The sequence below is a fragment of the Gilvimarinus polysaccharolyticus genome (assembly GCF_001187555.1).
GTDB lineage: Bacteria > Pseudomonadota > Gammaproteobacteria > Pseudomonadales > Cellvibrionaceae > Gilvimarinus > Gilvimarinus polysaccharolyticus.
In genome coordinates this window covers 812,423-825,214 of sequence record NZ_LFIJ01000002.1, presented here as the reverse complement: position 1 = coordinate 825,214, position 12,792 = coordinate 812,423, and the positions used below count along the sequence as shown (strand labels likewise).

Annotated in this window: 12 protein-coding genes; 6 read left to right on the top strand and 6 right to left on the bottom strand. The window is 51.0% G+C overall.

Features of this window, described 5'->3' with window-relative positions:
* The first annotated feature begins 3 nt into the window (after positions 1-3).
* Positions 4-777: an imidazole glycerol phosphate synthase subunit HisF gene (gene hisF, locus GILYN3_RS12190; RefSeq protein ID WP_049723239.1), complete on the top strand. Its 774-nt coding sequence runs from the start codon at positions 4-6 to the stop codon at positions 775-777.
* 245 nt (positions 778-1,022) lie between these two features.
* Here the strand turns inward: hisF and GILYN3_RS12185 are convergent, their stop codons facing one another.
* The 5 genes from GILYN3_RS12185 to gpmI form a co-directional block, all read right to left on the bottom strand.
* Complete coding sequence (locus tag GILYN3_RS12185; protein WP_049723238.1) at positions 1,023-1,247, bottom strand: DUF6316 family protein; 225 nt, start codon at positions 1,245-1,247, stop codon at positions 1,023-1,025.
* A 186-nt stretch (positions 1,248-1,433) separates the two neighbouring features.
* A complete protein-coding gene (locus GILYN3_RS12180) occupies positions 1,434-2,312 on the bottom strand; it encodes a divergent polysaccharide deacetylase family protein (RefSeq protein WP_049723237.1) in 879 nt (292 codons plus the stop codon).
* Positions 2,309-3,751: a S41 family peptidase gene (locus GILYN3_RS12175; RefSeq protein ID WP_084005547.1), complete on the bottom strand. Its 1,443-nt coding sequence runs from the start codon at positions 3,749-3,751 to the stop codon at positions 2,309-2,311. Before GILYN3_RS12175 ends, GILYN3_RS12180 begins: the two co-directional genes overlap by 4 nt.
* Positions 3,752-3,804: 53 nt before the next feature.
* Complete coding sequence (locus GILYN3_RS12170; protein ID WP_049723236.1) at positions 3,805-5,013, bottom strand: murein hydrolase activator EnvC family protein; 1,209 nt, start codon at positions 5,011-5,013, stop codon at positions 3,805-3,807.
* Between the two features lie 23 nt (positions 5,014-5,036).
* Entirely contained in the window at positions 5,037-6,587 is a 1,551-nt protein-coding gene (gpmI, locus tag GILYN3_RS12165) for a 2,3-bisphosphoglycerate-independent phosphoglycerate mutase (protein ID WP_049723235.1), read from the bottom strand.
* 217 nt (positions 6,588-6,804) lie between these two features.
* Here gpmI and GILYN3_RS12160 point away from each other — a divergent pair, with 217 nt between their 5' ends.
* From GILYN3_RS12160 to GILYN3_RS12140, 5 genes are all read left to right on the top strand, one after another.
* Positions 6,805-7,212, top strand: a complete 408-nt coding sequence (locus tag GILYN3_RS12160) for a rhodanese-like domain-containing protein (protein ID WP_332307866.1) — start codon at positions 6,805-6,807, stop codon at positions 7,210-7,212.
* A gap of 13 nt (positions 7,213-7,225) precedes the next feature.
* Entirely contained in the window at positions 7,226-7,483 is a 258-nt protein-coding gene (grxC, locus tag GILYN3_RS12155) for a glutaredoxin 3 (protein ID WP_049723234.1), read from the top strand.
* A gap of 27 nt (positions 7,484-7,510) precedes the next feature.
* A complete protein-coding gene (gene secB, locus GILYN3_RS12150; RefSeq protein ID WP_049723233.1) occupies positions 7,511-8,011 on the top strand; it encodes a protein-export chaperone SecB in 501 nt (166 codons plus the stop codon).
* A gap of 128 nt (positions 8,012-8,139) precedes the next feature.
* Positions 8,140-9,678 (top strand): exopolyphosphatase, encoded by a 1,539-nt coding sequence (gene ppx / locus GILYN3_RS12145; RefSeq protein WP_049723232.1) that lies wholly within the window; start codon positions 8,140-8,142, stop codon positions 9,676-9,678.
* A 29-nt stretch (positions 9,679-9,707) separates the two neighbouring features.
* On the top strand, positions 9,708-11,048 hold the full coding sequence (locus GILYN3_RS12140) for a hypothetical protein (protein ID WP_049723231.1): 1,341 nt from the start codon (positions 9,708-9,710) through the stop codon (positions 11,046-11,048).
* A 98-nt stretch (positions 11,049-11,146) separates the two neighbouring features.
* Here the strand turns inward: GILYN3_RS12140 and GILYN3_RS12135 are convergent, their stop codons facing one another.
* Positions 11,147-12,772, bottom strand: coding sequence for a DUF4124 domain-containing protein (locus GILYN3_RS12135; RefSeq protein WP_049723230.1), 1,626 nt, complete (start codon positions 12,770-12,772; stop codon positions 11,147-11,149).
* Between the last annotated feature and the right edge of the window lie 20 nt (positions 12,773-12,792).

Here is a 12,792-nt window from a genome sequence, read left to right as displayed (position 1 = left end):
GTTATGGGACTGGCCAAGCGCATTATCCCCTGCCTTGATGTCGACAACGGCCGCGTTGTTAAAGGCGTACAGTTTGTCGATATCCGCGATGCCGGCGACCCGGTCGAGATCGCCAAACGCTACAACGAGGCCGGCGCCGACGAGATTACCTTTCTCGATATTACCGCCAGCCATCAGGGACGCGACACCACCGTGCACACGGTAGAACGCATCGCCAGTGAAGTCTTTATTCCGTTAACCGTAGGTGGCGGGATTCGCAGCAACGACGATATTCGCCGTATGCTCAACGCCGGCGCCGACAAAGTCGGCATTAACTCAGCGGCAGTGCACAACCCCGATTTTGTTAAAGCCGCCAGCGACCGCTTTGGCGCCCAGTGTATTGTGGTTGCGATTGACGCAAAGCAAGTAAGTGGCGCTGGCGAACCTTTACGCTGGGAAATTTTTACCCACGGTGGCCGCAAGCCGACGGGTATTGATGCGATTGAATGGGCCGCGCGCATGAGCGAGTACGGCGCCGGTGAAATATTGCTTACCAGTATGGATCGGGACGGCACCAAAAATGGGTTTGATTTGCCACTGACCAGCGCTATCACCGCGGCCGTGCCGATACCGGTGATCGCCTCAGGTGGCGTAGGTAACTTGCAGCATTTAGTCGATGGCGTAACCGACGGCCATGCCGATGCCGTGCTAGCCGCGAGTATTTTTCACTTTGGCGAGTACACCGTGGCCGAGGCGAAAGCCTATATGCAAGAGCGCGGCATTGAAGTGCGCTTGTAAAAGCTTGGCAAGCTCTAGATCAGCATCATATCAAAAGTGCACTCTAGGGCCCCAAACCCAGCTATAACAGGCTAGCTAATACCCTCGCAGTACAGAAAAAGACGCAAAAAAAGAGGTGGGCGAAGAATGAAAATCCTAGCCCAGAGAGAATAGGATCTACCAAGTGCCTCTGCTAACGCCCCATTTGTTACCGTATAAATAGGCCACAAACAGACCGAGAAGTTTCGGCACTAAGTGTTAAACCACTAAGCTGCGCGGTAGCGCTCAATGATCTTTGCCGCGCCAGGGGCTGAGGCGCAGATATAATCAATAAACTCGCCCACGCCCACTTCGGCATCACGGCGGTTATCAAACGGGCCGATATCAACACCCTCGCGAGTTTGGTAGTACCAATAGCCTGATTTTTCTAAAAACCGGCCGCTGCGGTTCGGGACATCGCCCTGCTCACCATCTCTATGTTCTAGTGTCATAGTCTTCACCTACTGTTTTATCGATCCTTGTTATGGGCCTATCCCACTATGGATTGGGTGCCCACAGTAATTAACACCTTTATTATGATGCAAATTTTAACCGCTGTATGTGATTTTATAGCTTTTAGCCCGATCTACTTATATCGTCTTTCTTTAGCTTTAGTGCCGTCTGATAACCTAAGATTATCAAACTTTTAAATTCCACCAACGCGCGCTCGTCACTACGACCGAATTTTGACTCGCCGGCAGCTGGTAATCACGCAAACTTTTAGGCGCTAACGGACAATAAGCTCGCCCCGCAGGTGCACGGCGCAGCAGCGCCGAGGCGCTAACAAGATACACCGACTGCTCCGCCATTAGGGCCTGTGCCTGTTCTAGCACGGCCAGTGTTTCCGGGTAGGGATGACCAATCGCAATAGCCCAACCTCGACGTTGGGCTAAATCTAGAGCGCGCGCCAATTGCTGTTGAATGTGTAGCGGATCACGCTGGTGGTCTAAAAATACGTCGCGCTGCGCTGACTTAAGGCCGTAGCCTCGCGCCACCCGCGCCGCAACCGTACTGGCCGTGGTACGGCTATCGACAAAATAAAGACCCCGCTGACGCAGCTCTCCCATTACCCAACCCATCGGCCGCGCCTGTACGGTAAGAGCGCTGCCCATGTGATTGTTAACCCCCACCACCTCGGGTAACGAATCTAAGCTCGCTCGCAGGCTTTGTAATATTTCAGCGCGAGACATGCCCACCTCAAGGGCGCCGGGGCCAAGAGGCAAGCCTTGCTGGTTGGCCATAGGCGCGTGCAACATTAGCTCTTTACCGCGCTTCTGGCCCAATTCGGCCAGCTCTCGAGTGTGCGGAGTCATCGGCAACAAAGCTAAGGTATACGCCCCCGGCAACTCTGCCGCGCGGCGCCCAAGGGCTAGGTTATAGCCAATATCGTCAATGATAATAGCGATTCGAGCGGGAGGGGGTGTCGGTTCGACCGACGCCTGCGAGACTAGCGTCAAACTGATTAATGCAGCAACTGCGCTAATGCGCGCCAGCAGCCAGCTGACGCGAGTACTCATGGCGCTTCAGGCAAATCAACTGGGGCCGGCGCGGCATGGGGTTCAGCGGCGCCGTCAATAGCAGTATTAGTCGGCGCAATGCCCGCGCCATCTTGTGGCTCGATTAACTGTGGCCGACGCAGGATGTTTAAGCCTTTCAGTAAATTTAACGCTTCATGCAGTTGGTTATCGTTGCTCAACAGCGACTTTTGCGCGCTGCGTGCTTCATCGCGACTTTTACTGTCGCTCTCTTGTTGGCCATTGGCGTTGCCTAAATGACCGGCAAGATCGGCCTCGGTAGTTCGCAAGCGTGGTTTAACGGCCGTTACTTTGGCGCGCTCAACCTGCACATCAGGCTCAATGCCCTGCGCCTGAATCGAGCGTCCGCTAGGCGTGTAATAGCGCGCAGTGGTGAGCTTAATGGCACGATCTGCGGAGATAGGCACCACCGTTTGCACCGAACCTTTACCGAAGCTGCGAGTTCCCATAATGACCGCACGACCTTGATCTTGTAGCGCGCCGGCAACAATTTCTGAGGCCGAGGCCGAGCCATCGTTAATCAACACGACCACCGGCAAGCCGCCGGTTAAATCATTGGCAGTTGCTTCATAACGGCTATAGCTCGACTCCAAGCGACCCTCGGTGTAGACCACTAAACCGCCGTCCATAAAGGCATCGGCAACATCAACCGAGGCCTGCAGCACACCGCCTGGATTGTTGCGTAAATCGAGAATGACGCCTTTTATATTGCGGTGTTCACCCAAGGTTTTTTTCAACCGACTGGCCACATCGCCTCCGGTGCTTATCTGAAACTGAGCAATGCGCAAATATAAGTAGTCATCATCGAGTATTTTAGTACGCACACTGCGCACTTTAATAATATCGCGCTCAATAACCAGCTCAATCGGCTGATCAACCCCCTCACGAACAATGGTCAGTGTTAACGGGCTACCTTTAGGGCCACGCATCAGTGCTACAGCTTCGTTAAGGCTTAAACCTTTTACTGGTTTCTCATCCAAGCGAATAATCAAATCACCCGCTTCAACACCGGCTTTTTGTGCGGGAGTATCGTCGATAGGCGAGATAACTTTTACAAAGCCATTCTCCATGCCCACCTCAATACCCAAGCCGCCAAACTCGCCCGAAGTACTCACCTGTAAATCTTCAAATGATTTTGCATCTAGGTAGGAGGAGTGCGGGTCTAGCTCGGCCACCATGCCTTTGATCGCATACTCAAGCAGCTCGGTGTCGGTTAACTCTTCAACATAGCTATTGCGGATATGATCGTACACTCGGGTAAATGTGCGTAAGTCCTCGAGTGGCAACAGCCCCTTATCCGCCGCTGCGGTTTCGTCACCGATTGCCTGCTCGGGAGCAATGTTTTGCGCCGCGGCTGGCAGAGACAAGAGTCCAGCTAATGCCAGTAAGCTGGCAAATCGTTGGCAAATGGCAAACAGCATGTACTTCTCCTGCGGGTGAGCGGATGGCTCGTTAACGTTAATAAAAAAGCGGCTCATGCCCGCCCCAACCAAGTGCTGGGATTAGTCGGTTGACCGTTATGTCGTATCTCGAAGTACAGCCCGCTGTAGCTTTGGCCGCCACTGTCGCCGACTCGAGCAATAATTTCACCACCGCGAACCGGATCGCCCGGGCGCTTTAAAAGCGTTTGATTATGGGCGTAAAGGCTCATGTAGCCCTCCCCGTGATCAACAATAATCAACAAACCATGACCGCGTAAATACTCGGCAAAAATAACGTGGCCACTGTGCACCGCCTGTACCGGCGTACCGGTGCTGGCATCAATCACAATGCCCTCCCACGCCAGTTGGTTCCCTACTCTGTCGCTGCCATAACGGTGCCGTAACTTACCATCAGTAGGCCAAGGTAGCTGACCGCGCAAGCGACTAAAAGCCGTACCGGCCGGCGCCGCTTGGCCGATACTGGTCGTCATTTCATCGAGCAACGCCTGTAGACGTTTGCCATCTTGGCGCTCAGCCACTAACTGGGCATCTTTGTTATCAATAACTTGCGCCAACTTTGCCAAGGTACTGGTACGCGCTTTTTGCTGCTCGGTTAACTGCCGTTGGCGTGCACTCAGCTGTTTACGCTGCTCATGTAAACCATCGCGCTGAGCAATAATTTGGGGCTTAAGCTGGCTGAGTTTTTCGAGTGTAGCTACGTATGATTTAAGTTTGTCGTTACGCGTAGCTAATAGGTAATCGTGATATTTACTGAGGCGAGTAATACGCTCGGGGGATTGCTGATTAAGCAGTAATCGCAGTGGGCTTTGCGGACCCGACCGATACGCATTGCGCACTTGGCTGGCAATTTGGGTGCGCTGCACTTGGCGATTACCTTCTAGCGTGCGCTGCTGTTGTTGCAGCGATTGTAAATCGGCGTCTTGCGTTTTAATTTCGTCGTTTATGGTTTCAACTTTTTCTTCTAACTCACCAATTTTTGTTTCGGATTGCTCTAAATCTTGCTGCAATTGGCCCCGCTGATCTTTTACATCATTTAGTTCTTTTTTTAGCTGTTCGATATTACTCTGCAGCGCCTTAAGCTTTTTTTGGTACTCTGCTGCGTCATCGGCCGCCTCTACCGACGGCACGAGCAATGCAGCCAAACACAGCAGGAATAAACACCAAATCCCCAGCACCCGACGCACGGGCAGCGGAGATTTGGCATTAGCAATCAGTGCTTGTGTTAACAGAGGCAGCAACATTGGGCGCGGCAAGCTCAGTTGAATTACTCGACTAGAGTAATTAAGTTGCGGCCGGTCATTTCGGCCGGCTGTTGCATGCCCATTAAGTGCAGCATGGTTGGCGCAACATCGGCTAACGAACCACCCTCGGCAATCGTACCGTTACGCGCGCTGACAAAAACAAAAGGCACCGGCAAGGTTGAGTGTTGCGTGCTGACCTGACCCGACTCAGGATCAAACATCTCTTCGCAATTGCCGTGATCAGCGGTAACCAACACTTCACCGCCAACTTTTGCCGCAGCCTCCAAAACTCGACCAACACACTCATCGACTGCTTCTACGGCGGCAACGGCGGCGGAAAAAATACCCGAATGGCCTACCATATCGCCATTGGCGTAGTTGCAAATCACCGCGTCGTATTTACCCGACTCAATAGCCTCAACCAGCTTATCGGTAACCTCGGGGGCGCTCATTTCGGGCTTAAGGTCGTAAGTTGCCACATCCGGTGAGGGAATCAAGATACGATCTTCACCTTTAAACTCCGCCTCTTTACCACCGTTAAAAAAGAAGGTGACGTGCGCGTATTTTTCTGTCTCGGCGATACGCAGTTGGGTCTTGCCCTGATTCTGCATATATTCGCCAAAAGAATTCACCAGCTGTTGCGGAGGAAAAGCAACATTGACTTTAATATCAGCGGCGTACTCGGTAGTGGTCACAAAATCGGCCAGTTGCGGCACCAGTTTACGCTCAAAACCGTCGAACTCAGGTTCAATCAAAGCGCGAGTAATCTCGCGGGCACGATCGGGACGGAAGTTCATAAAAATCACTGAATCACCATCGTTGATGGTAGCAACCTCTTCACCTTCGCCACAAATGACAGTGGCACCGACAAATTCGTCGTTTTCATCACGGGTGTAAGCCGCCTGCAAGCCTGCTACTGCGGTTTCGGCATCGTGCTCAGCGTCACCGGTAACCATCACGTTGTAACATTGCTCCACACGATCCCAGCGATTGTCGCGATCCATGGCAAAATAACGGCCACAAATACTGGCCACGCGGCCGGTACCTAGCTCGGCGAATAACGCCTCGGCCTTGGCTAGCGGCTCTTCGGCGCTGCGCGGAGCGGTATCGCGGCCATCCAAAAAGGCGTGCAGATATACATGCTTAGCGCCACGAGCTACCGCGGTGCGGATCATGGCGTAAATGTGATCCTCATGAGAGTGCACACCACCCGACGACAACAAGCCGATGATGTGAACGGCTTTGTCCGCATCTTTGGCAGTATCGATGGCGTGAACATACGCAGGATTGGTGGCAAACTCGCCATCCTCAATCGCCTTATTAATACGGGTAAAGTTTTGATACACAACCCGTCCGGCCCCCAAGGTCATATGACCCACTTCACTGTTGCCCATTTGTCCCTCGGGCAAACCCACGGCTAATCCAGAGGTGCCTATTAGGCTGGCGGGGCAGTTGTTCCAAATACGATCCCATACCGGTGTCTTGGCACTGTAAATCGCGTTGTGTTCGGTGCTCTCAGAGTGGCCAAAACCATCGAGAATCAGTAAAACCATAGGGCTTTTCTTGGCAGTCATAGGTAATCGTCGCTTGTGTATCGTAAAAATTAGACAGGCATAAAGCTCAATAAAGAGCATTATTCTAACTGCTATGGGGCTACAACTCTATGGGACAGCGACGCTAAGACTGAGAAATTAGCCAATCTTGGTGTATACTCCCCGCCTTTATTGCTATAGGGGCGAAACTCAATGGCAATTACAGCCTTCAAATAGCTCGACAATCAAAGGTGGTTCGGTGGAGATTATTACGTTTCTCAGTCAACAGTGGATGCTCGTTAGTACGCTGGCCGTGTTGGTTTTAATTTACGCATGGCGCGAACGGGTTAAAAACGGCCAACCCGTAACGACCCAGCAAGCAACCACTTTAATTAACGCCGATACAGCCATCTGGCTCGACGTGCGTGAAAGCAAAGAATTTGAGGCCGGCCACATGGTCGATGCCATCAACATTCCGTATAGCAAAGTCGCCGAGCGTTTGGACGAGTTGGAAAAACACCGCACTAAGACTATTATCGTGGTCGATAAACTCGGCCAGCACGCAGGCAGCACTGGCCGCTTACTGGGCACCAAAGGCTTTGACGTACGACGTCTTAGCGGTGGCATAAGCGAGTGGCAAAACCAAGGCTTACCGCTGATAAAATAACGGAGCTTCTTTGATGGCCAAAGTCGTCATGTACACCACCGCAACCTGCCCGTTTTGCATTAATGCCAAACGCTTGTTAGCCAGCAAAGCGGTTACGGATATTAACGAGATACGCGTCGACCGCATACCGGCCAAGCGCCAAGAAATGATGGCCAAAAGCGGCCAGCGCACCGTGCCCCAGATTTGGATTGGCGAGCGCCACGTAGGCGGCTTTACCGAACTGCGAGCTCTAGATAAACGCGGCGAGCTGGATCGACTACTCACCTCTTAAAATTTACCGACTAAAAGAGACAGCACTATGTCAGAAGAAAACACTACACCAGAAGCCGCTGGCGAAGAACAAGCAGCCCCGGCATTTGCGATCAAGCGTATTTACCTCAAAGATTTGTCGTTCGAAACGCCCATGGGCCTTGAGGCATTTAACCTACAGCAGCCACCCAAGATTGAACAAGAGCTCAACGTTCAGGTTTCTAAAATTGACGACGCTCACCACGAGGTCGTGCTGCTGATAACCATTACCGCAAAAGTCGATGATCGTACCGCGTTTTTGATTGAAGTGAAGCAAGCGGGCGTCTTTGGCATCTCAGGCCTACAAGGCGTACAGCTGGCACAAACGATTAACTCTATGTGCCCCAACATTTTGTTTCCTTACGCCCGCGAAACCATCGACAGCGTCTTGTCGCGCGGCACGTTTGCCGCCTTGATGTTGCCACCGATCAATTTTGATGCGGTATTTGCGCAAGTGATTCAGCAACAGCAACAACAAGCTGCCACCGAAAACGCTCCAGCTGACGCATAAGACAGCCGTCTCGCACTCAAAGCCCGTCGCTTGCGACGGGCTTTTTTTGCTCTTAAACATGGCCCCTCTCGGCAAATTGCCATATACCTGCGTATACTCAATTCAGATTCATTAGCAGGGTCATATAGATGTTTAATATCTCTCGTATACTGCGCTCAGGCGCAAGCCAAATAGCCGCGATCGACCTTGGCTCCAACAGCTTTCATATGATCATTGCCCAGTGGGAAAACCAGCAACTTACGCTGCAGGACAAACTGCGCGAGCCGGTGCGCATGGGCTGGGGCCTGCAAGCAGACGGCAACCTGAGCGACGAGGCTCGCGACCAAGCATTAGCCTGCCTCGAACGCTTTGGTGAGCGACTGCGTGACTTCCCATCAGGTAGCGTCAGAGCCGTAGGCACCAAAACCTTGCGCTCAATCACCAACTCCAAAGAATTTTTAAAGCTGGCTCAAGAAAAGCTCGGTCACCCCGTAGAAATTATTTCTGGCGACGAAGAGGCCCGCCTTATTTACCTAGGCGTAGCCCACTCGATAGCTCCCGATGATAAAAGCCGATTGGTTATTGATATTGGCGGCGGCAGTACCGAGGTGATTGTTGGCACTGGCATGCAGCCGTCCATCAAAGAGAGCCTAAGTATGGGCTGTGTCGCCATGACTAAACGTTTTTTTGCCGATGGCAACGTCACTCCAGCGGCTATAAAAAAAGCCCTGATTGCCGCAGGCCAAGAAATTGCGCCAGTCGCCGACCAATACAGCGACAAGCCCTGGCAAGAGGTACTAGGCGCGTCTGGCACCATTAAAACAGTGGCCAACGTCTGCCAACAAGCGGGCTGGAGCAACGGCGAAATTTCCCGTCAATCGCTCGACAAAATTATCACCACATACCGCCAACACGGTGCCACTGATTTAACCCTCGATGGCCTATCGGAGGATCGGAAACCGGTTTTCTTAGGCGGCGTAATAGTGTTAACGGCACTGTTTGAGACGCTCGATATAGACACCATGATGGCATCCGACTGGGCGCTGCGCGAAGGCTTACTGTACGACTTAAAAGGTCGCCTAGAAGATCACGATATTCGTCAGGCTAGTATTGTCGCCTTGGCTACACGGTTTCATGTAAACATCGCCAAAGCTGAGCGCGTGGCAAACACGGCGCAACAATTACTGGCACACGTTAGTGATGCCTGGGGGCTAGACAATGTCGACGCCGGTAAGTTATTAAGCTGGGCCGCGCACTTAGCACCTGTAGGGTTGGATATCTCGCACAGCGATTACCACAAGCACAGCGCTTATATTGTCGAAAATGTCGATATCGCCGGTTGCTCGCGCGCCGAGCAAACCCAGCTTGCGTTGCTGGCCCGTGCCCACCGTAAAAGCCTACCCGCCAAACAGCTTACCGAGCACGGCGACGATCTGCTGCACTTAGCCATGTTGTTGCGTTTAGCGGTTATTTTTAACCGTACCCGCCGCCACAACTTGCCCGACGGCATTACCCTAAGCGCCCACAAGAAGAAAAGACTCAGCTTACATTTGCCACAAAGCTGGCTAGACACCAACCCTTTGGCGTTGGCCGATTTAGAGCTAGAAGCACACTATTTAGATAATGCCGGCTACCAGCTGCACATTATTGCCGATAGCCAACAAGACGATAACAAAACACAACCTTAAAGACGCATAGCAAGGACGACTACCGCGACATGAAAATTTTACGTAAATTTTTAAAATGGATGCTTTACATACTGGCCAGCCTGATTATTATCGCGGGCCTTTTTATTACAATACTTTTGTACATCAACCGCGAAGACTTGCCGCCTTCTAGCGATGCGCTTTACTATATTGAAGCTCGCGACCAAACCTTATACTCAAGTGAGCAAAAAAACGCTTATATCGGCTTGCTCGGGCTCGCCCCCCCCGCCGAACTCGACCAGTGGCAAGCCGGCAAAAAAGTCGCCGCGTCACTAAAGCAGTGCTCGCCAAACTCATGGAATAAAATCTGCAAGCCGCTTTTTGAAGGCGAGCTAAAAATAACCCCAAAGGCAAGCGAGTATTTCTCTAACTGCCGTAAAGAGGGTAACCAATGCCAAGCTTTAAGCGCCGCGCTCGACAAGCCAAAACTGCTTGCAGAAAACTCATTACTGCTTAACCGCTATCAAAACTTATTATCGTCCGACTACTACCACCAAACGACATCTATCAACATTCAGGCTCCGCTCCCCAGCTACCAACACCTTATACAGGGGCAAAAGCTTTATTTACTCCAGCTCTACACCCTAGCAACAGACGACATTAAACCGTTACTACAGAACGATCTGGATTTTTGGCGACTTATGCTAAAAGATTGCGACATCTTAATTTGTAAGATGGTTGCGGTGGCCGGGGTAAAAAATCATTTTGGTTTGGCGGGCGTCTTTTTAACCACAATGCCTTCAGAACAAAAAAAACAACTACTGCCAAGCAGCTGGGCAACACCGCTATCCAATCAAGAGCGGAGCTTAAAAAAATCTTTAGTGGGCGAATACCAGTTTTTCTCTAACACTACTGACCCGCAAGCTCTTGAATTTTTCTACGCCTCAGATGAAGCGCCCAACGCTATCGAGATTCCTTTTTATAGACTAACGTCTCAATTATTTAAGCCGCAAGCCAGCCTGAATCTAGCAGCCACCATGTATCGTAATACCGAACGTACAGCAACTCTTTCGTTCTCGGCGTTGGCAGCTCACAAGAAAAAAGCTCCACAACCAGCAGAAAAAATCAAAGGCAATTTTTTATATAACCCCGTCGGTCGGCTTCTGGCAGCAAGTTCTGAAGCTTGGATTTTCGATACTTACAGTTATAGAATTACCGACCTAGAAGGTATACGGCAACTTAGCCTAGCAGCAGCACACCTAGACCCTAACAAAGACATTCAAAATCAGCTTAATCAATTGCCGTATAAAAACCCCTACACCGGCAAAGCATTCAGCTACAACAATAACCATAAAACGATTAATTTTGATGGACTGGGAAAAGATGGTGAGTTTACGCTTAGCGTTAAATAGAGGTTTTATATACTTTGTGATAGATGCATCTGACCAGGCTACAAAGCCCCGCTTTTGAATCCTTTGCGGCTGAGCCGCAAAGGAGGAGAGCAAAAAAGCTAATCCCGCTTAAAGGCGGCGAGTCTTTGATAAAAATTAACCGCATTCAAATTGCCAAGCTCGGCCGATTTTTTTGCATCGCGTATCGCTGCGGGGTAATCTTGCAGGTGAAAGTAAGTACCAGAACGCTCTAAATAAGCATCACGATGTTCCGGATTCCGGCCAATAAAATCATCCCAATAATCGACAATCTCGCTCTGCCTTGCCTGCCGAAACAAAGCAAAATCCATTAATTCAAAGTAATTGAAATTATCTGGCTTAAGCTTAATTAACGCAATCAGCAGCTGCTCGGCTTCGCTATTTTCATCAAGTGCCAGGTGCGCCATAGTGGCCTTAAACAGAGCTTGCTCGTCATACAGCGACGGTGTGCTCTGGGTAATTATCTCAGCCTGCTGTTTATCAAAGCCGGTAAAATCAGAGCGCGTAATTTTTGCGCTGAGTCTAACCCTAAAGCGTTCGATATTTTCATTTAACCCATCAAGCGCATGGGCTCGCTCGACATCAACTAACGCATCACTAAAGCGCCCACCGGTGTAATACAACGACTTAGAGCGCCAATAAAGGTAAACAGCTGTGTCGGGCTGGTAATGGTTGGCACGGGTAAAATCATCAGTCGCTTTGCGATACAAACCCAGTCGGTAATTTGCTCTGCCTCGCATATAAAAAGCGGACGGGTTTGGACCAAGCTTCAGCGCTAGGTCTAACGCCTCAATTGCTGCCTCATATTCGCTGCGGTAATACAGCGCTTTACCCAATACGAAAAACTCAAAGCCTTGTAGTTGCGAAAGTTTAGGGTTGCTGCTTGCATCCAGTTGTAACTCAGACACGAACGCCCGAACACCTTCGATCGAACCACCCCACATAGGGTCTAGTAGGGCCAGATAAGAACGTCGCGCCAGATAATTATTAGGGTAGTGGCGGTTAGCCCGCGCTAAGGCCTGTTTAGCCGAGGGCAGATCGTGGCTCGGCAAGGCCGCATTAAGCAGCAGGTAATAACCCATTAACGCTTGCGGGTTAAGGGCTAATGCTTTTGCTATATCCTTTTTAGCTTTTTCAAAATAGCGCTTCATCTCGCGCCTTTGGTACTGCGTCAGCTTGCTTCCTGCGCCGCTACCGCGAGCCCCCCACGCTAGGCCGGATTGATAGGCCGCCCGCGCCAAATAGGCCTGATAGGCTTTAGGGCTGTGCGCAAGCCACTGCTCAAACACCTTTTCGGTATCAGCACCCAAGAGATTCCGAAATGCGTAATAAGCACTGCGCAGTGTATGTTCAAAAGCGATATCCGCTTGAACCTCTTGCTGCCTAAGGTGCAGTTGTTGATTTAATTCATCAAAATCACGAGCGATAAATAAACGACGAAACATCAAAATATCGCTATACCCGGGGCGAGCATAGGCAACCGACTTCGGATTAGCGGAAGGTTTACGCGGCAGTGTTATATCGGCAGCAGGCTGGGTATGCGTCTCGGTAGAGGGCTGTTCAGGCACGGGATTGGGGATTAATTGCCCTGCGGGGGGCTTATCACTGTAGCGTACCCGACCATTTTCATCCGTCCATTGATAGATGGCTGCAGACACCTGTCCTACAGCCATCAACAACAAAAAAGCAAATATTAAAAATCTCATACACATCTTCCTTGAAGTAC